Raw genomic sequence first — 20,238 nt, forward strand, 5'->3', positions numbered from 1 at the left:
TCATCATGCGGCGGCGCGCCGGGCTGCTCGATCCCGGGGTCGCCTGACCCCCCGCGCCCCCCCACGTCACCGCCCCGCGCCTAACCCGTCGGCCCGCCCCGGACTCCGCTCCGGGTGGGGGCCGACGGGATTTCGCGTACGGGGCCGGTGCGGCCCGGACCGAGAGGGTCCTGTGTATCCACTTCACTCCGGGTCATTCCTGTCTCCGGCCACATTTTCCGGCCGCCGGAGAATTCCTTCCCGCACTTTGTTCCGTCCTGCTTGTCTGGGTTAGCCTGCGGCGTATTTTCATGACGGGATGACCCGTGATCTGCGGGAATCCCACGGGCAGGCGGGGGACCGTCCGTGGGCCCGGCGCGGTTCCGAGTTCCGTGTCACGGGACTCCAGGGGAGCGGAACGAGGGTGGCCATGAGCAGGGCAGCGAGCGGGACGTCCGTACGGACCCCGGGCGAGCAGGAGTTGCGGCAGCTGCTGGCCGGCCTCACCGCCGTCCGCGACGGCGACTTCGGCACCCGGCTCCCCGACGAGGCCGGCGGTCTGCTGGGCGACATCGCCACGGTCTTCAACGGCATGGTCGACCAGCTGTCGGTGTTCACCTCCGAGGTGACCCGGGTGGCCCGCGAGGTGGGCACGGAGGGCACGCTCGGCGGCCAGGCGGAGGTGCCGGGCGTCTCGGGCACCTGGGCCGACCTCACCGACTCCGTCAACGCCATGGCGGGAAATCTCACCACCCAGGTCCGTGACATCGCGCAGGTGGCCACGGCGGTCGCCAAGGGCGATCTCTCGCAGAAGATCGACGTGCCCGCGCGCGGCGAGATCCTCCAGCTGAAGGAGACCGTCAACACGATGGTCGACCAGCTGTCCGCGTTCGCCGACGAGGTCACCCGCGTCGCCCGCGAGGTCGGCACCGACGGACGCCTGGGCGGCCAGGCCCAGGTTCCCGGGGTCGGCGGCGTCTGGCGTGATCTCACCGACTCGGTGAACTTCATGGCGGGCAACCTCACCGCCCAGGTCCGCAACGTGGCCCAGGTGACCACGGCGGTGGCCCAGGGCGATCTGTCCCAGAAGATCACCGTCGACGCCCGGGGCGAGATCCTGGAGCTGAAGAACACCATCAACACGATGGTCGACCAGCTCTCCGCCTTCGCCGACGAGGTCACCCGCGTCGCCCGCGAGGTCGGCACCGACGGACGACTCGGCGGCCAGGCGGACGTGAAGGGCGTCAAGGGCACCTGGCGCGACCTCACCGACTCGGTGAACTTCATGGCGGGCAACCTCACCGCCCAGGTCCGCTCGATCGCCCAGGTGGCCACGGCCGTGGCCAAGGGCGACCTCTCGCAGAAGATCACCGTGGACGCCCGGGGCGAGATCCTGGAGCTGAAGGAGACCATCAACACGATGGTCGAGCAGCTCTCGGCGTTCGCCGACGAGGTCACCCGTGTCGCCCGCGAGGTCGGCACCGCGGGCAACCTCGGCGGGCAGGCCACGGTGCGGGGTGTCTCGGGCACCTGGAAGGACCTCACCGACAACGTCAACGTGATGGCGTCGAACCTGACCGGTCAGGTCCGCTCCATCGCCCAGGTGGCGACCGCGGTGGCCCGCGGCGACCTCTCGCAGAAGATCACCGTGGAGGCGAAGGGCGAGGTCGCGGCCCTGGCCGACGTCATCAACACCATGGTCGACACGCTGTCCGCGTTCGCCGACGAGGTCACCCGCGTCGCCCGCGAGGTCGGCACCGAGGGACGGCTCGGCGGCCAGGCGCACGTGCCCAACGTGGCGGGCACCTGGAAGGACCTCACCGACAACGTCAACTCGATGGCCAACAACCTCACCGGCCAGGTCCGCAACATCGCCCTGGTGACGACGGCCGTGGCCAGGGGCGACCTGTCCAAGAAGATCGACGTCGACGCCCGCGGCGAGATCCTCGAACTCAAGACGACCATCAACACCATGGTCGACCAGCTCTCCGCCTTCGCCGCCGAGGTCACCCGCGTCGCCCGCGAGGTCGGCAGCGAGGGCCGGCTCGGCGGCCAGGCCGAGGTGGAGGGCGTCTCGGGCACCTGGAAGCGGCTGACCGAGAACGTGAACGAACTGGCCGGCAACCTCACGCGCCAGGTCCGCGCGATCGCCGAGGTCACCGGCGCCGTGGCCGAGGGCGACCTGACCCGGTCCATCACGGTCGAGGCCTCGGGCGAGGTCGCCGACCTGAAGGACAACATCAACACCATGGTGGAGTCGCTGCGCGAGACCACGCGCGCCAACCAGGAGCAGGACTGGCTCAAGACCAACCTGGCCCGGATCTCCGGTCTGATGCAGGGGTACCGCGACCTGGACGTGGTGGCCGACCTCATCATGGACGAGCTCACCCCGCTGGTCGCCGCCCAGTACGGTGCCTTCTACCTCGCCGAGGAGACCGCGAAGGGCACGGAGCTGCGGCTGGTCGGGTCGTACGGCTATCCCGACGAGGACGGCCGTCCCACCCGCATCCCGCTGGGCCGCTCGCTCGTCGGACAGGCCGCCCGCAGCCGCCGGGCGATCACCGTGGACGAGGTGCCGCCCGGCTACGTCACCATCTCCTCGGGACTCGGACGGACCGCGCCCACGGCCCTGGTGGTGCTGCCCATCGTCGTGGAGGAGCAGGTGCTCGGCGTCATCGAGCTCGCCTCCGTGACGCGGTTCAAGCAGAGCCACCGGACCTTCCTTGAACAGCTGATGGAGACCATCGGCGTCAACGTCAGCACCATCGTCGCCAACGCCCGTACCGACGAGCTGCTGGGCGAGTCTCAGCGGCTGACCGCCGAACTCCAGGCACGCTCGGAGGAGTTGCAGGTCCAGCAGGACGAACTCCAGCGCTCCAACGCCGAGCTGGAGGACAAGGCGTCCCTGCTCGCGACCCAGAACCGTGACATCGAGGCGAAGAACCTCCAGATCGAGCAGGCCCGGCAGGAACTGGAGGCGCGGGCGCAGCAGTTGTCGCTGGCGTCCAAGTACAAGTCCGAGTTCCTGGCCAACATGAGCCATGAACTGCGGACCCCGCTCAACAGCCTGCTCATCCTGGCCCAGCTGCTCGCGCAGAACCCCTCGCGCAACCTCACCGCGAAGCAGGTCGAGTACGCGGGCATCATCCACTCCGCGGGCTCCGACCTGCTCCAGCTGATCAACGACATCCTCGATCTGTCCAAGGTCGAGGCCGGCAAGATGGACGTGACCCCCGAACGGGTCCCGCTGCGGCAGCTGCTGGAGTACGTCGAGGCCACCTTCCGTCCCATGACCTCGCAGAAGAGCCTGGAGTTCACGGTCAGCACGGCTCCCGGTGCCCCGGTGGACCTGCTCACGGACGACTCCCGGCTGCGGCAGGTGCTGCGCAACCTGCTGTCGAACGCGGTGAAGTTCACCGAGCGGGGCCGGGTCGAGCTGCGTATCGAACCGGCGGCCGACCAGGAGATCCCCGCGGGTGTCCGGCGCGGCGGCACGGTCGCGGCCTTCCGGGTCAAGGACACCGGTATCGGCATCCCGGAACAGCAGCTGGAGACGATCTTCGGGGCCTTCCAGCAGGCCGACGGCACCACGAGCCGCAAGTACGGCGGCACCGGGCTCGGGCTGTCCATCACCCGGGAGATCGCCCATCTCCTCGGCGGGGCGGTCACCGTGGACAGCACCCCGGGTCAGGGCAGTACGTTCACGCTCTTCCTCCCCGTCGCCCGGCCCGAGTTCGAGGAGCTGCTGGCCGGCGGCCGCGCCGCCGAGCCGGCGCCGGACGAGGGCACGGCGGCGCACACCGAGCCGCGGCAGGGCGGCGCCGGTCAGACCGGCCTGCCCCGCCGCCGGCGGAGGAGGCTGCTGGTCGTCGAGGAGCGGCCGCGGGGGCTGCTGACGCTGGTGGCCGAGAGCGCGGTCGGGGACGTGGCCCGCAGCCGTGACGAGGGCGACGCGCGGGACAGCGTCGACGTCGTCACCGTCGTCGGGGCACAGGAGGCGGCGAGTGCCCTGGCCGCGGAGCCCTGGCACTGCGTCGTCCTGGAACTCGGCATGCCCGACGGCGAGTCGGCCCGGTTCCTCGAAGCGGTGGAGGGCGACTCGGCGCTCGCGACGGTGCCGGTCCTCATCCACAACGGCAGCCGTGTCGACCTGGCCCAGGAGCAGGCGCTCCAGACCCGCTCGGGCGCCCGGTCGCTGGAATTCCTGTCCAGTCTGGACGAGTTGCGCGAGCGGATCGCGCTGCACCTGTCCGCGGACCAGCCGGGCGACGTGGTGCCGCTGGTCCGGGCCGAGGAGGCCAGGAGCAGGCCCGCCCGCCCGATCGACAGCGCCTTCGAGGGCCGTACGGTGCTCGTCGTCGACGACGACGCCCGCAACCTCTTCGCGCTGAGCGGGATCCTGGAGCTGCACGGGTTCCAGGTGCTGCACGCGGAGAACGGCAGGAAGGGCATCGAGACGCTGCTGAGCCGGCCCGAGGTCGCGCTGATCCTGATGGACGTGATGATGCCCGAGATGGACGGGTACACCGCGACCGCCGAGATCCGCAAGATGCCCCGGTACGCGGACCTGCCGATCATCGCGGTGACCGCGAAGGCCATGCCCGGCGACCGGGAGAAGAGCCTGCTGTCGGGTGCCAGCGACCACGTCACCAAGCCGGTCGACACCGACGACCTGATCGCGTGCGTCCGACGCTGGCTCGGGGAGTGACATGAGACCCCGGTCCCTCCGCCGCGGCCGTCCGGCCGGGCATCCGCCCCTCCCCCGCCCTGCCCGGGGCCGCCGCCGAGGAGCGGCCGCACGATGAACACTCCCGACGCGACCGGCCCGGACGTCCCCGGCTCCACGGACGGCGTCACCGGCGCCGGGCGGACCGGCGACCGCCCGGGCGTGGCCCCGACGTCTCCGGTGGGCCGTCTCGCGGCCACCGTCGAGCGGCTGCGCCGCGAGGTGCGGGCCGCGCAGGCCGAGGCGGACGGGCGGGCCCTGATCGAGCTGGCCAAGGGCATCCTGGTCGAGCGACTGGGCTGCGGACCGGCGCAGGCCGCCCGCCAGCTCACCGAGCTGGCCGAGCAGTCCACGGTGCCGCAGCTCCAGCTCGCTGTCGAGATCATCAACCAGGCGGCCCACGACCGGCTGTCGGAGGTGACGAGCACCCTCCTCTCCGCCACGGCGGAGCGTCCGCCGCGGGACGACGCTCCCGCCGTGCGGCTGCGCGCGGCCGAGAGCGGCGCGCTGGCGGCCGGCGACACCCAGGCGGTGGCCGACTCCCTGCTCCAGCACGCGCTGACCCCGCTCGGCGCGGTCGCGGTGGCGATCTGGGCCGCGGACGCGGACGGTTCGCTCTCCCTCGCGGGCAGCGCGGGGTTCTCCGCGGCCGAGGCCCGGCGCTGGCGTTACGTCCCGCCGGGCGTGGCGACGATGGCCCGCCGCGCGCTGTCCGACCGTACGGCGCACTGGGCGGGCTCGCTTTCGGGCACCGGGCTGCCGTCCATCGGGCACGCGGAGCATCCGGACGGCGGCCGGGTCGCGGTACCGGCCGGGTCCGGGGGGCGGATCCACGGTGTCCTGGAGATCGCCTGGCCCTCCGCCCTCGCCCCCCAGTCACCGCAGGTGGTCCGTCAGGTCGAGGCGCTGGCCGAGCTGTGCTCGCACACGCTGGAGACGCACGCGCTGCCGGGCGACTGCGCGGACGTACGGGGCACGGCGGACGAGTGCGAGCTGATCGGCCTGGTGGACGGGCTGCACGATCCGGCCCTGGTCCTGGTGCCCCAGCTCGACGCCCAGGGGCAGCTCGCCGACTTCCGCATCCGCCATGTGAACGGGCGCTTCCAGGATCCGGCCGGCCGGCCACGCGGAACGGTCCAGGGCGCGCTGCTGCTGGAGGCCTATCCGCTGGCCGCCGGGGACAGCGGCCTGTTCCCGTGCGTGGAGCGCGTCTACGCCACCGGGGAGCCGTTCCGGGCCCGGCGGATGGACCTGACGGCGCTGGTCGACCAGGTGCGGCTGTCGGCCGTGGCCGACATCAGCGTCAGCCGGCACGGCGGGACCGTGCTGCTCATCTGGCGCATAGAGGACGAGACGGCACGGCTGGCGAGTCTGCTCCAGCACGCCCAGCGGCTCGGCAGGATCGGCGGGTTCGAGGAGAACCTGCTGACCGGCGAGACCATCTGGAACGAGACGCTCTTCGATCTGTACGGGCGCTCCCCCTCGGGTGCTCCCGTCCCGCTGGAGGAACTGGCCGCGCACGCCCACCCGGACGACGCCGTGACCATCGGCCGCTTCCTGCGGACCGTGCTGCACCATCGCCGGCCGGCCACGGCCGCGTTCCGGCTCCAGCGTCCCGACGGGGTGACCCGGCACATCCGGGTGGTGGCCGAGCCGGTGCTGGACGCCGACGAGCGGCTGCTCACGGTCCGCGGGGCCTATCAGGACATCTCGGCTCAGCACTGGACCGAGGTGGCGCTGGCCGTCACCCGCGACCAGCTGGCGCACACCGAGCAGCAGGCGCACGAGCGGAACCGGCTCACCCTCCAGCTCCAGCACGCGATCATGCCGCCGGCGCAGGCGCCGCTGCGGGCCCCGGGCCTCGACGTGGCGGTGCGCTACCGGCCGGCGGAGACCGAGCAGCTCGTCGGGGGCGACTGGTACGACGCCGTCGTGCTGTCGTCGGGCCTGGTGCTGCTGTGTGTCGGCGACGTGGCGGGTCACGGGATCGAGGCGGCGACCAGCATGGTGGTGCTGCGCAACGCGCTGCGCGGACTGGCCGTGACGGGCGCGGGGCCCGGGCAGCTGCTGACCTGGCTGAACATCGTGGCGCACCATCTGACGGGCGGGATCACCGCCACCGCGGTCTGCGGGATCTACGATCCGCGCCGCCGGGTGCTGCGCTGGGCGCGGGCCGGGCATCTGCCGCCGGTCCTGGTCCGGGACGGGGACTCCACCCCGCTGCCGCTCCTCAAGGGCATCCTGCTCGGCGCCGTCCCCGAGGCGGTGTTCGAGGAGGACGAGGTGCAGCTGGAGGTCTCCGACACGCTGCTGATGTACACCGACGGTCTGGTCGAGCGGCGTGACCGCACGATGGAGGTGTCGCTGCGCCAGCTGCTCACCGCGGCCCGGACGACGTCGGGGACGCTGGACCACCAGCTCGACCGGCTGCTGACCTACAGCAGGTCCGACACCGACGACGACACCTGCATCGTCGGGATCCGGGTGGAGTAGGGCGGAACGGATGCGGCCCCGCGGGCAGCCGGGGGGAGTGACTGCCTGCGGGGCCGTACAGCTCGGGTTTCGCCAGGGGGGTAGCTTCCCGAGCTGTCCCAGGATGCTGGTGCCCCGGGTTCACGGAAGCATGCACACGGGTTTCCGGCCGGTTTTCCGCTCGTATGGCGGAGCGGCCGGCTCAGGGGCGTTCGCGCAGGGCACGCAGCAGGGGCTCCAGGGAGTCCGTGACGCACCGCGCGGGGACGCCCGCCTCCTCCAGGGCCCGGGCCCGGGCGGGACGGCGGGCGTATCCGAGGAAGCGGATCCCGGAGCGGTGGGCGGCGGTGTGGTCGGCGGGCGTGGCCCCGATCATCAGCGAGGCGTCCGGTTCCGCGCCCATGGCGCCCAGGGCCAGATCCAGGGTCCGCTCCAGGGCCGCCGCGCGGGGCACGGGCGTTCCCGGGTCCGTCGTACGGCCATATATGTACGGGCCGAAGCGGGCGGTGAGCCCCCGCCCGTCCAGGTACGCGGTGACGGCCCGGGCCGAGGTGCCCGTCGCCACGGCGAGCCTCGCCCCGACCGCCGCCCAGGTGTGGATCAGCGGGTCCGCGTACGCGGTCGGCATCGCGGTGCGCACCGCCTCCAGCTCGGCCCGGGTGAGCCACTCCTCGAACCCGGCGGCGGCCTCGGCGCCGGGATGCCGGCCGGCCGCCCCGGCCAGGGCGGGGCCGGGATCCGTGGGACCGCGCTGTGCCCCGGTGAGCGGGGCGCGCAGGGCCTGCTCCGTCAGCCGGTCCTGGCGGGCTCGCGCGACGGCCGTCGCCGAGGGGCCGGAGAACAGCTGACAGATCGGACCGTCGAAGCCGAACACGACGTACCGCGTCCGCGCGACCAGTTCCCGAACGTTCTCGATCCGACTCGTCACCACCATGGTCTGTCCAGTCCCGGCAGTCACCAATCGAGCGAGTGTCGGCCAGTCGTCCGTCGGCCGTCAGTGGGCCATGTCGGCGAGGTGCGGCACCACCCGGGTCAGCCGCAGGACGCCCCACAGGACGAGTCCGGCGCCGACCAGCTCGGGGAGCAGCCACCAGCCGGTGCGGACGGTCTCGCCGAACAGCGTGACGCCGAGCACCAGGCTGAGGGTGGCGTCGCCGATGGTCAGCGCGGGCTGCGAGGCGGCCAGCGGGCCGGCCTGGAGGGCGTTCTCCAGCAGCAGGACCGCGGCGATCCCGGTCAGGGCGAATCCGTACGTCTGCCACACGCCGAGGAAGGCGGTGAACCCCTCGTTCTGGAGCGTGCCCACGGCCGACTTGAGCAGGGCGGCCGTCAGCGCGTTGCTGATCGCCGAGGCCGCGCCGAGGACCGCGGCACGGAAGAGCGGGGGGCGCCCGGGGCGGGCCACGGCGACCGCGACGGCCACGGCCCCCAGGCACACGATCAGGGCCGGGATCCAGCGCTCCATGGGGGCCTCGGACCGTGCTCCCGAGGGAGCGGCCGACAGCAGGACAAGACCGAGGCCGGCCACGACTCCGGCGACGGCCTGCCACGCAGCGCGCGACAGACGGCGGTGCAGCAGCGGGACGGCGATCATCAGGGCGAAGGGCAGCTCCAGGATGAACAGGGGCTGCACCAGCGACAGCGGCCCGTTCGCCAGCGCGAGGGCCTGGAAGAGCGCCGCGCCGATCACTCCGCCGATCCCGATGAGCCAGGCGGGCTGGCGGGCCAGCCGGACGATGAGCCGCAGGCCACCGCCTTCGGTGAGACGGCGGGCCGCCTTGCGCTGGAACGCGGTGCCCGCCGCGTTGCTCGCGGCCCCGAGGAGGGCGAACAGCACGGCCAGTCCGGTCACCCCTCCACCATGCCCCGGGACGCGGGTCCGGGCCTCCCCGGGCCGCGGGCGAACCGCCGGCCGGACGAACCGCCGGCCGGACGGTACGACGGCGGCCTTGAACACCGGAGGGACGAAACGCGGGCGGGATGAAACACGGGCGACGGGGCACCCGACCGGTGGAGCCCCGTCATCCCATCCCCGTGATGACGGGGCTTCGCCGTGCCCGCGCCCGCCCCGCCCCGTCCCGCGGCCGATCAACGTGCGCGACGGCGGGGAAGGGAGGAGCGTGGTGGCGAAGGGAGGAGTGCCATGGGCACGAAGGCCGCGCCAGGTCAGCGGGACGACCGCCTGGGGTGGCTGCGCGGCTCGCCCCCTCCGCGCTGGGTGCGGCTGCTCCCGCCCGTCCTGCTGGTGGGCGTGTGCGTGGGCGAGCTCGTGAGCAGCGAGCCGCTCGACATCGGCTTCCTGCTGGGCGCCATCCCGTCCCTGGCCGTGCTCTCCTACGGTCCCCTGGCGACGGCCGGGTTCGGCGTGGTCGTCGTGGTCCTGCTGAACATCCCCGCGCTCGGGCTGAACCATCCGGGCAACGCGGACCTGCTGACCATCAGCTTCATCGCCGTCCTCAGCGTGTTCGTGGCCCTCGTCCGCAGCCGCAGGGACGCCCATCTGGTGACCGTGCGCTCGGTGGCCGAGGCCGCCCAGCTCGCCGTGCTGCCCCCGCTGCCCGACCGGGTGGGCTCGGTCCGCTGCATCGGGCTGTACCAGCCCGCGCAGCAGGAGACGCTGGTCGGCGGCGACTTCTTCGACGTGCGTGACGGGCCCTTCGGGGTCCGGGCCCTGATGGGCGACGTCCAGGGCCACGGGCTGTCCGCCGTGGGGACGGTCGCCTCGCTGCTCGGGGCGTTCCGGGAGACGGTGCTCGACCAGCGGGATCTGGAGGACGCGGCGGCCCGGCTGGACCGCAGGCTGGTGGTCGACTCCGCCTCGGTCGATCACGCCGAGCTGTTCGCCACCGCGCTGCTCCTGGAGTTCGCGCCCGGCAGCGGTACGGTGCGGCTGGTGTCCTGCGGGCACCCCGCGCCGCTGCTCCTGCGCGGCACGAAGGCCGTCGAACTCGACACCGAGCCGGGGTCCCCGCTGGGACTTGGGTTCTTCGAGCTGTCCCCGCCGAAGGGACGCACGGTCGAACTGGAACCGGGCGACCGGCTGTTCGTGGCGTCCGACGGGGTGAGCGAGAGCCGGGACGCCGGCGGCGCCTTCTATCCGCTGCCCGACCGGCTGGCCGTGTTCGCCGGGGAGTCCTCGGACGTGCTGATCGACCGTGTGTGGGAGGACCTCGTCCGCTTCTCCGCCTCGATCAACGACGACGTCTCGATCCTGGTGCTGTCACCGCAGGTCCGGGAGGACCGGGACGGCGGTGACCGCCGGGGCGACGGGGACGGCCCGGACGGCCGGGGCGCGGGCGCAGGCGGGGAGGCGGGGCCGGACGCCGGCAGCGGCGGCTGAGCGGCCTCCGTCAGGCCGTCGCGAGGTCGAGGGCCGCGATGTACCCGAACGTCATCGCGGGACCGATCGTCGAGCCCGCCCCCGCGTAGCTGTGGCCCATCACGGCCGCGCTGGCGTTGCCCGCCGCGTACAGGCCGGGGATCACCGTGCCGTCCGGGCGCAGGACGCGGGCGCGGGCGTCGGTGCGCAGGCCGCCCTTGGTGCCGAGGTCGCCGGGGACGATCCGGAAGGCGTGGAACGGGGGCAGCCACAGCGGGGCTAGGCAGGAGTCCGGGAGGACCGCCGGGTCCGTGTAGTAGTGGTCGTAGGCGCTGTCGCCGCGGTGGAAGTCGGTGTCCTTGCCGCCGAGGGCCAGGCCGTTGAAGCGGCTGACGGTGGTGCGCAGGGCGACGGCGGGGACGCCGATCCGGCCGGCGAGGGCGTCCAGGGTCCACTCCTTGTACGCGGCTCCCGAGGTGTACCAGGAGTCGGGGAACGGGAGGGTGGGCGCGACGTCCTTGAACAGGTAGCGGTTGCGGTAGTTCTGGTCGACGACCAGCCACGCCGGGATGTCGGGAGCGCTCGGGTCACGGTCGTACATGGTGTGCACGACGTCGCTGTAGGGCCCGGCCTCGTTGACGAAGCGGGCGCCGGCGGCGTTGACCAGCAGGCCGCCGGGCAGGGTGCGTTCGGCGAGGCAGAAGTAGGGCTCGTCGGGCAGCGGGACGGCCGGGCCCCACCAGGCGTCGTCCATCAGGTCGAGCGCCGCCCCGGCACGGCGGCCCGCCTGGATGCCGTCGCCGGTGTTCTCCTTGGCGCCCACGGTCCAGGCGGTCCCGATGGGCTGCCGCTGGAACTCGGCGCGCAGGGCCGCGTTGTGCTCGAAGCCGCCGGAGCCGACGATCACCCCGCGCCGGGCCCTGACCAGGCCGGCGGCGCCGTCCCGGGTGACGACCGCGCCGGTGACCGTGCCGTTCTCCGTGAACAGGTCGGTCAGCGGGGTGTTCAGCCACACCGGGACCTGGGCGGCGAGCAGGCCCGCGCGCAGCCCGGCGGCGAGCGACTGGCCCATGGTCAGGGGCTTCTGGCCGAGCAGCGCCGCCTTGGTGCCGCGCGCCAGGCACTCGGTGGCGACGGCCGCGCCCTTCGCGTTCACGGCGGCGAGGGTGAGCCATTTGTAGTCGGCGCTGAAGACGACCATGCCGGCCGGGACGGCCATGTACGGCGGGTTCAGACGGGCGAGTTCGGCTCCCAGGATGGTGCCGTCGAGCTGGTCGGGTTCCATGGAGCGTCCGCCGGGGAGGCCGCCGGGCAGTTCCGGGTAGTAGTCGCTGTAGCCCTCCATCCAGCGGAAGCGCAGCGGGCTGTTGGCCATGACGAAGGAGATCATGGCCGGTCCCTGGCGGAGGAAGGCCTGCTGCCGGTCGGCCGGGACGTCCGGCCCGACGACGGCGGCGAGGTAGGCGGCGGCCTTCGCCGGGGTGTCGGGGACCCCCGCGGCGAGGATCACCGGGTTGCAGGGGATCCAGACGCCCGCGCCCGAACGGGCGGCGGAGCCTCCGAAGGTGGGCGCCTTCTCCAGGACGACGCAGCTCAGTCCCTGGTGCGCGGCGGTGAGCGCCGCGGTCATCCCCGCGGCTCCCGAGCCGACGACCACGACGTCGTACGTGCCGAGCAGGGGCAGGTCGGCCGCCGCCGCGGAGCCGGCCGTCCCGGTGGCGCCCGCGGCGAGGGCGAGCGCGGCGCCGGTGGCCGTGCCCAGCACGCTGCGGCGTGAGGGGCCGGTGGCGGGGGTGGGGTCGTCGGGTCCGAGGGGGTCGGCGCTCGGGGACATGGCAGGGCGCTCCAGCGGGGCGGGGGAAGGGGAGGCGTTCCGTTGCTCCGGGAACCCTCCGGCCCCCGCCGTACGCGTTCTGATGCGGCGTCAGGAATGTCGCGCGAGGGTCTTGTGAAGTCAAGGGCAAGTCGGCCAGAGCGTGCCGATCACCCTGAGATCGGACAGAAGTTACCAACCGGTATGTAGTGACTTGACAAGCCGGTAACAGTAGAACCTGTTCCCACTCATCTAGAGTGAGGAGTGTCACGTGGGTGACATCAACCAGCACGAAAAGGATTCCAGAGGTGTCTCGCGCCGACGATTCATAGCTGGAACAGGTTCTATTCTTGGAGCGGTCAGTCTGGCCGGCCGCGCTGTGGCGGCCCCCGCCGGGATCACCGCGACGGCCACATCTATCCCTTCCGGAGCACATGTCCCCGTCCTGGTGATCGGCACCGGGTACGGCGGGTCCGTCGCCGCGCTGCGGCTCGCCCAGGCGGGCGTCGACGTGCAGATGGTCGAGATGGGCATGGCCTGGGACACACCGGGTTCGGACGGCAAGATCTTCGCCAACACGACCAGCCCGGACCAGCGTTCGTACTGGCTGCGGACCAGGACCAAGCAGCCCCTGAGCAACTTTCTCGGCTTCCCGATCGACAAGGACATCCCCCGCTACACCGGAGTCCTGGACGCCGAGGAGATGGGCCAGATCATCGTGTACCAGGGCCGCGGCGTCGGCGGCGGCTCCCTGGTCAACGGAGGCATGGCGGTCACCCCGAAGCGGGAGAACTTCGGCGCCATCCTCCCGTCGGTGAACGCCGACGAGATGTACGCGACCTACTACCCGCGCGCCAACGCCACGCTCGGCACGGGCCTGATCGACCCGGCGTGGTTCGACACCACCGACTGCTACCAGTACGCGCGGGTCGGCCGTAAGCAGGCCCAGCGCTCCGGCTTCCCGTTCGTCTTCGTGCCCGACGTGTACGACTGGGACTACATGAAGCAGGAGGCGGCGGGCACCGTCCCCAAGTCGGCCCTCGCCGGGGAGATCCTCTACGGCAACAACTACGGCAAGAAGTCGCTCCAGAAGACCTATCTCGCCCAGGCCGCGGCCACCGGCCGGGTCACCGTCTCACCGCTGCACAAGGTCACGTCGGTCGCGCCCGCGGCCGGCGGCGGCTACACGGTCCTGATCGACCAGATCAACACCAACGGTGACACCACGGCCACCAAGACCGTGACCGCGGACCGGGTGTTCTTCGCCGCCGGGAGCGTCGGCACCAGCAAACTCCTGGTCAAGCTGAAGGCCACCGGCGCCCTGCCCGCGCTCAACGGCGAGATCGGCCAGGGCTGGGGCGACAACGGCAACGTCATGTGCGGCCGGGCGAACCAGATCTGGGATCCGACCGGCTCGCTCCAGGCCAGCATCCCCTGCGGAGGCATCGACAACTGGACGGCGGGCGGCGCGTTCGCCGAGGTCGCCCCGCTGCCCACCGGCATCGAGACCTGGGCCTCGTTCTACCTGTCCATCACCAAGAACCCGAACCGCGCCCGGTTCACCTGGAACGCCTCCACCGGCTCCGTCGACCTCAACTGGCAGACCGCCTGGAAGCAGCCCGCCATCGACATGGCGAAGACGATCTTCGACAAGATCAACGCGAAGGAGGGGACGATCTACCGGACCGATCTGTTCGGCGTGTACAAGATCTGGGGCGACCATCTCACCTACCACCCGCTCGGCGGCGCCGTGCTGAACAAGGCCACCGACAACTACGGCCGCCTCCAGGGCTATTCGGGCCTGTACGTCATCGACGGCGCGCTGATCCCCGGCAACACCAGCGTCAATCCCTTCGTCACCATCACCGCCCTCGCCGAACGGAACATCGAGAACATCATCGCCGTGGACCTCTAGTCCGGACACGGCCCGGGGCCGGACCCGCTCAATGGGCCGGCAGCACGCACACGGCGTCCAGGCCCAGTACGTGGTTGAGCCTGCCGAACGCCAGCCAGGAGCCGACGCTCATGGTCAGCTCCACGATCTCCCGCTGGCTGTACAGCGCCGTCATCCGGGTCCAGAACTCCTCGTCGAGGCCGTGGTGATCCAGTGCGTACCGCTCGGCGTACTCGGCGGCCAGCCGTGTCCGGTCGTCGAACGCGTCGGTGGTACGCCACTGGGTCACCGCCTCCGCGAAGCCCTCCTCGACCTTGTCGCCGTCCCGCTCCGTGCGCCAGTCGAGACAGAACAGGCATCCGTTGATCTGGGCGATGCGCAGCCGGGCGGCCTCGAACTCGCGCAGGCCGAGCGTCGTGTGCTCGTACACCGACAGGGAGAAGTTCGCCGCGGCCATGCCGATGCCGGGCACCAGCTCGCCCCAGACGTATCCGATCGGTTCCTGTCCCTCGGGGATGTCGATGCGCAGGGTCATGGGTCACTTCCTTCCGAGTCGGCCGGCCGCGGGACGCAGCGGGACGTCGAGTGCGTCGTAGAGCCCTGGTTCCGCTTCCACCAGCCAGTCGATGGCGCCGACCAGACGGCCGACCGCGGTGGCGTTCCCCCCGGCGGAGCGGTTCTCGCCCTCGTCGGTGGCCGTGACGGTGACCTCGATGCGCGGGCGCCCCTCGACGATCACCCGGTGGGCGCCGTCGCCGTCCGGAGGCGACGGCCAGTCCGGTGCGCAGGAGGCGTGGATACGGGTGATGTGCTCGATGACGATCCGGGGCTCTCCCCCGACGATCCCCTGCACCTCGAAGCGGACGGCGCCCTGGGTACCGGCCTCGAACGTGCCCATCGTCCGGGTGTGCACGGTGTCGTTCAGCGGGCGCCGCTCCAACGTCTCGCGGATGTCGTCGAGTTCGACGTCCAGGGCCCGCGCCATGAGCCGTATCTGGCCGCCCCACACCATGGTCGGGATCGACGGGGCGAGCATCAGCGGCTCGTAGTCCATCGGCTGCCCCATCCCGACCAGGTACCGTACGGACTCCTCCTGTTCGTACGTCGAGTAGTCGAAGATCTCCTGGCAGCGGATGGCGTCCACGGTGCTGCCCAGACCGCTGACCAGCAACGGCAGGACGTCGTTGCCCCAGCCGGGATCCACCCCGGAGACGAACAGGGAGCCGCCGCCGTCGGCGACGGCCGCGAGCACGGGGTCCCGGAACTCCGGCGGGGCGTTGCGCTGGTCGTAGAGCGGATACAGGGCGGGCGTGACGACCACCGCGCCGGCCCGGACCGCCCTGCCGATGTCGTCGAGCGCCTCGTCGGGACGGATGTCGCCGGTGGCCGCGTAGACCACCGCTCCCGGTCCCGAGGCCAGGACCGCCCCGATGTCGTCGCTCGCCGCGACACCGAGGCCGTGTCCGAGGCCGGCAAGCTCGCCCGCGTCACGGCCCACCTTGGCGGGGTCGTGGACGAGGACGGCCACGAGTTCGAGTTTCGGGTGGGCCTCGACGGCGCGGATGGCCGCGCGGCCGACGTTGCCGGTACCCCAGACCACCGTGGAAATCATGCGGCGGAGGGTAGCGAGACGGCCTCCAGGTTCCTATAGCCGTGACCGGGAGAATTCCGGCGCGCGCCCGCGGGCCCCGTCGCCGTGCGGACGACGGCGCCGCCGAGCCTCGCGCGGCCGCCGCGAGGCGGCGCCGGGTGCGGCCCGGCGGCCCCCGCCGGGGACACCCCTTAGGCTCGAACCATGGCCAAGTACTTCGACGTTCACCCGGAGAACCCGCAGCGGCGCATCATCGGCCAGGTGGTGGAGATCGTCCGGGCCGGCGGGCTGATCGTCTACCCGACGGACTCCTGCTTCGCACTCGGCTGCGCGCTCGGCAACCGGGAGGGCATCGACCGCATCCGCTCGATCCGCCAGCTCGACGAGCGTCACCACTTCACGCTGATGTGCGAGGACTTCGCCCAGCTGGGGCACTTCGTACGGATCGACAACGCGGTCTTCCGCTCGGTCAAGGCGGCGACACCCGGCAGTTACACCTTCGTCCTGCCGGCGACGAAGGAGGCTCCGCGCAGGCTGCTGCACCCGAAGAAGAAGACCGTCGGGGTGCGGATTCCCGACCACGTCGTCGCGCAGGCGATCCTCGCCGAACTGGGCGAGCCGCTGCTGTCGAGCACCCTGCTGCTGCCCGACGAGGACAAGCCGCTGACCCAGGGCTGGGAGATCAAGGACCTCCTCGACCACGTGGTGGACGCCGTCATCGACTCCGGCGACTGCGGCACCGAGCCGACGACCGTCATCGACTTCTCCGGCGGCGAGGCGGAGATCGTACGGCAGGGGGCCGGTGACGTCACTCGGTTCGAGTGACACCGGCTGCGGCGGCCGGACCGGCGCGTGGCAGCATGATCGACGGCCCGCACCGCCGGGCCGTCGAGTTGCTCGCCGTCGACCGCGCTGAGAGGCAGCCCCCATGACCTCCGTACAGGGAACAGCAGTGGACATCCCGACCGAGGACGGCACCGCCGATGCCTACCTCGCCCGTCCCGCGGACGGACTCCCCCACCCGGGCGTCCTGCTCTACCAGGACGCCTACGGTCTGCGCCCGCACCTGCGGTCGATGGCGGACCGGCTGGCCGCCGCGGGTTACACGGTCCTGGTGCCCAACGTGTTCTACCGGCACGGACGGGCCCCCGTCTTCGATCTGCCCGAGTTCATCGGCCCCGAGGCGCTCCCCGACCTCTGGACCCGGATCGGCCCGGTCATGCAGTCGCTGACGCCGGAACTGTCGGACGGCGACGCGGGCGCCTACCTGGGGTGGTTCAAGGACAGCCCGCTGGTGGCCGACGGGCCCGTCGCGGTCACCGGCTACTGCATGGGCGCCCGGCTGGCGCTGCGCACCGCCGGTGCCTTCCCGGAGCGGGTCGCCGCCGCGGCCGGCTTCCACGGAGGACGGCTCGCCACCGAGGACCCGGACAGCCCGCACCTGGTCGCCGAACACGTCCGCGCCGAGCTGTACTTCGGCCACGCCGACAACGACCCGTCGCTGCCCGGGGAGCAGATCGAGAGGCTGGAGGCGGCACTGACCGCCGCCGGTGTCCGGCACCGCTGCGAGGTCTACCCGGAGGCGCCGCACGGGTACACCCAGGCCGACACCGCCTCGTACCAGAAGGAGGGCGACGAGCGGCACTGGGAGGCGCTGCTCGATCTGCTGTCGCGCACTCTCTGACCGGTCCTGCGACGCGGACGTCCCGCACGCCCGGGAGGCGTGCGGGACGTCGCTGGTGCGATGAGCGGTCAGCTGGTCGTCACGGCGGTGTCGTCCACGACGAAGCTGGTCTGGAGCGAGGAGTCCTCGACGCCGCTGAACTTCAGGCTCACGGTGGAGCCGGCGAAGGAGGACAGGTCGAACGTCTTCTGCGTGTAGCCGGTGGCCTTGTTGAGGTTCGAGTAGGTCGCCAGCGTGGTCGAACCGGCGGTGACCGTCAGCTTGTCGTACTGCGTGCTGGTGGTGGTCTCCGCGCTGTCGACGTGCAGGTAGAAGGTGAACGAGGCCTTGCAGCCGGCGGGGATGGTCACCGACTGCGAGAGCGTGTCGGTGTGCGTGGAGCCGTAGCCGTCCAGCCAGGCCTTGTACGAGCCGCCGTGGGCCGCCTCACCCGTGTCGGTGGTGATGACACCGCTGCTCGCGGTCCACGTGGTGTTGCCGGACTCGAATCCGGGGTTCCCGAGCAGCTGCGCCGAGGTGCAGGTGCCGCCGCCACCGGAGGTGCTGACGGGCCAGGTGAACGACGCGGTGCCGGTGGCTCCGGTGCTGTCGGTGACGGTCACCGTGGTGCTGTACGTCCCGGCCGTGGTCGGGGTACCGGTGATCGCGCCGGTGGAGCTGTTGATCGACAGGCCGGTGGGCAGTCCGCTCGCGGAGTACGTCAGGGCGCCGCTGTTGGTGCTGCTGGCCGAGACCTGGAGGCTCACCGCGGTGCCGACGGTCGAGGACTGGCTGCCCGGGTTGGTGACGGTCACACCGCTGCTCGGCGGGGTGACGTGGCTGCCGACGGCGATGCCCGCGAAGGCGTTCGCCACACCCGCGTACTGCGTGGAGTTCGCGCCGTACAGGGCGGTCGCGGCGTTCAGCGCGGCGGTACGGGCGCCCGCGTAGTTGGTGCTGGACGTCATGTACGTCGTCAGCGCCTTGTACCAGATCTGCAGGGCGGCGGCGCGGCCGATGCCCGCGACGGCGACACCGTCGGAGGTCGTGCTGTTGTACGTGACACCGTTGATGGTCTTGGTGCCGCTGCCCTCGGAGAGCAGGTAGAACATGTGGTTCGCCGGGCCCGAGGAGTAGTGGACGTCCAGGTTGCCGACGCCGGAGTACCAGCTGTCCGCCGAACTCCCGTCCTTGCTGGGCTTGTCCATGTAGCGCAGCGGGGTGCCGTCGCCGTTGATGTTGATCTTCTCGCCGATGAGGTAGTCGCCCACGTCGGTCGAGTTGTTGGCGTAGAACTCGACACCGGTGCCGAAGATGTCGGAGGTGGCCTCGTTGAGGCCGCCGGACTCACCGGTGTAGTTCAGGCCCGCGGTGTTGGAGGTGACGCCGTGGCTCATCTCGTGGCCCGCGACGTCCAGCGAGGTCAGCGCGTGGGTGCTGCTGGTGCCGTCGCCGTAGGTCATGCAGAAGCAGCTGTCGTCCCAGAAGGCGTTGACGTACGCCGTGCTGTAGTGGACGCGCGAGTAGGCGGCGACGCCGTCGTTCTTGATGCCGCTGCGCCCGAAGGTGTTCTTGTAGAAGTCCCAGGTCATCTGGGCGCCGTAGGCCGCGTCGGCGCCGGCGGTCTGGGTGTTGGAACCCGAGCCGGTGCCCCAGACGTCGTCGGCGTCCGTCATCAGCGTGCCGGTGCCGGAGGTGCCGTTGTTCAGCGAGTAGGTCTTGTGCCCGCCGCGCGTCGAGTCCGTGAGCTGGTACGTCGATCCCGACAGCGTGGTGTTCAGCGTGACCGAGCCGCTGTACTGGGTGTTGCCGGTGCCGGTCTCGATGCCCTCGTACCGGGTGAGTTCCTTGCCGGTCGTGGCGTCGGTGACCACGTGCAGCCTGCTCGGCGTGCCGTCGTCCTGGAACCCGCTGATCACGGTCTCCCAGGCGAGCCGGGGGGTGCCGGTGCCGGCCCAGATGACCTTGCGGGCGCTCTGGGTGGAGGGCTTCTCCGCCTTGAGCGACTTGGCCGTCTTGAGGGCCTGGGCTCCCGCGGCGGCCTTGGTGACGGTGGCGGTGGTGCTCGCGACCTTGATGGCGTGCTTGTTGTTGAAGGTCGTGCTCACCGTGCCGGTGGCCTGCGAGGCGGGCGGGGTGTGGACCACGATGTCGCCGCCGAGGACCGGGAGTCCGGCGTACGTGCGCTCGTAACGGGTGTGCACGGTGCCGTCGTTGTCCTTGACGACATCCTTGACGACCAGCTTCTCCTTGGAGCCGAGGCCCAGGGTTCCTGCGGTCGCGGCGGTCTGCTTCGACGCCTTCGTCAGCAGCGCCGCGTGCTGGGCCGGGGTGAGCTTCGCCTCAAGTCCCCCGGTGCGCAGGGGAGTTGTGTGGGGGGCCGGCTTGGCGACTGCCGGGACCGTCTGTATGCCGACGGCCAGGAACGCGGCGGTGGCCACCATGGCTCCGGCCGCGGTCGCCTGACGGGGGAAACGTCTCACTCGTACTCCTACTGCTTCGGCCGCGGTCGGCGGCCGGTGACAGACCGGGCAGACGGGATGTGCTGCCCGGGAAGAGCTGAGCCAGGGCGCGCGGGAACGCGGCTGTGGGCAGGCCATGGACGACCTGTCCGACAGGTGTGGAAGAGGATGGCACTTTTGACCTAGCCATGACATGGGCTTGGTGACGATCGAGGGTTATCCCTACGCCCCCGCCACGAAACCCCTGGCGCCCGGAACCGGCGTGAAGTCGCCGTGCGTTGAGGCCGCCGGGCCGCGGGTACCGAGCCGTCTTCGCCGC

The 20,238-nt window shown here is 71.7% G+C and carries 12 protein-coding genes; 6 read left to right on the forward strand and 6 right to left on the reverse strand.

Annotation, left to right across the window (positions count from 1 at the left end; all coding sequences use genetic code 11):
• Positions 1 to 409: 409 nt before the first annotated feature.
• Positions 410 to 4,687, forward strand: coding sequence for a HAMP domain-containing protein (locus ACFWI4_RS29920; protein WP_387202447.1), 4,278 nt, complete (start codon positions 410 to 412; stop codon positions 4,685 to 4,687).
• A 93-nt stretch (positions 4,688 to 4,780) separates the two neighbouring features.
• Entirely contained in the window at positions 4,781 to 7,198 is a 2,418-nt protein-coding gene (locus ACFWI4_RS29925) for a SpoIIE family protein phosphatase (RefSeq protein WP_387202450.1), read from the forward strand.
• A gap of 181 nt (positions 7,199 to 7,379) precedes the next feature.
• On the opposite strand, the gene ACFWI4_RS29930 is transcribed toward ACFWI4_RS29925, so the two are convergent.
• Together ACFWI4_RS29930 and ACFWI4_RS29935 are read right to left on the reverse strand one after the other, a co-directional pair.
• Positions 7,380 to 8,111 (reverse strand): HAD family hydrolase, encoded by a 732-nt coding sequence (locus ACFWI4_RS29930; protein WP_387202453.1) that lies wholly within the window; start codon positions 8,109 to 8,111, stop codon positions 7,380 to 7,382.
• Between the two features lie 60 nt (positions 8,112 to 8,171).
• A complete protein-coding gene (locus ACFWI4_RS29935) occupies positions 8,172 to 9,029 on the reverse strand; it encodes a DMT family transporter (protein WP_387202456.1) in 858 nt (285 codons plus the stop codon).
• A 291-nt stretch (positions 9,030 to 9,320) separates the two neighbouring features.
• Between ACFWI4_RS29935 and ACFWI4_RS29940 the strand changes: the two genes are divergently transcribed.
• Positions 9,321 to 10,517: a PP2C family protein-serine/threonine phosphatase gene (locus tag ACFWI4_RS29940; protein WP_387202459.1), complete on the forward strand. Its 1,197-nt coding sequence runs from the start codon at positions 9,321 to 9,323 to the stop codon at positions 10,515 to 10,517.
• A gap of 10 nt (positions 10,518 to 10,527) precedes the next feature.
• On the opposite strand, the gene kstD is transcribed toward ACFWI4_RS29940, so the two are convergent.
• Positions 10,528 to 12,330 carry a 3-oxosteroid 1-dehydrogenase gene (gene kstD / locus ACFWI4_RS29945; RefSeq protein WP_387202462.1) on the reverse strand — a complete coding sequence of 601 codons (1,803 nt, stop codon included), beginning with the start codon at positions 12,328 to 12,330 and terminating at the stop codon, positions 10,528 to 10,530.
• A gap of 250 nt (positions 12,331 to 12,580) precedes the next feature.
• On the opposite strand from kstD, the gene ACFWI4_RS29950 reads away from it, so the two are divergent.
• The gene (locus ACFWI4_RS29950; protein WP_387202465.1) at positions 12,581 to 14,224 is read left to right on the forward strand and encodes a GMC oxidoreductase; all 1,644 of its coding nucleotides are present in this window, start codon (positions 12,581 to 12,583) and stop codon (positions 14,222 to 14,224) included.
• A gap of 28 nt (positions 14,225 to 14,252) precedes the next feature.
• Here ACFWI4_RS29950 and ACFWI4_RS29955 read toward each other — a convergent pair whose 3' ends face one another.
• Positions 14,253 to 14,732: a carboxymuconolactone decarboxylase family protein gene (locus ACFWI4_RS29955; RefSeq protein ID WP_385404602.1), complete on the reverse strand. Its 480-nt coding sequence runs from the start codon at positions 14,730 to 14,732 to the stop codon at positions 14,253 to 14,255.
• Between the two features lie 9 nt (positions 14,733 to 14,741).
• Entirely contained in the window at positions 14,742 to 15,815 is a 1,074-nt protein-coding gene (locus ACFWI4_RS29960; protein ID WP_387202468.1) for a dihydrodipicolinate reductase, read from the reverse strand.
• Positions 15,816 to 15,998: 183 nt separating this feature from the next.
• On the opposite strand from ACFWI4_RS29960, the gene ACFWI4_RS29965 reads away from it, so the two are divergent.
• Together ACFWI4_RS29965 and ACFWI4_RS29970 are read left to right on the forward strand one after the other, a co-directional pair.
• A complete protein-coding gene (locus ACFWI4_RS29965; RefSeq protein WP_387202471.1) occupies positions 15,999 to 16,619 on the forward strand; it encodes an L-threonylcarbamoyladenylate synthase in 621 nt (206 codons plus the stop codon).
• A 103-nt stretch (positions 16,620 to 16,722) separates the two neighbouring features.
• A complete protein-coding gene (locus tag ACFWI4_RS29970; RefSeq protein WP_387202474.1) occupies positions 16,723 to 17,478 on the forward strand; it encodes a dienelactone hydrolase family protein in 756 nt (251 codons plus the stop codon).
• A gap of 68 nt (positions 17,479 to 17,546) precedes the next feature.
• Here ACFWI4_RS29970 and ACFWI4_RS29975 read toward each other — a convergent pair whose 3' ends face one another.
• Positions 17,547 to 19,901: a M4 family metallopeptidase gene (locus ACFWI4_RS29975; protein WP_387202584.1), complete on the reverse strand. Its 2,355-nt coding sequence runs from the start codon at positions 19,899 to 19,901 to the stop codon at positions 17,547 to 17,549.
• Positions 19,902 to 20,238 lie beyond the last annotated feature (337 nt).

The sequence above is a fragment of the Streptomyces sp. NPDC127038 genome (genome assembly GCF_042725875.1).
Taxonomy (GTDB): domain Bacteria; phylum Actinomycetota; class Actinomycetes; order Streptomycetales; family Streptomycetaceae; genus Streptomyces.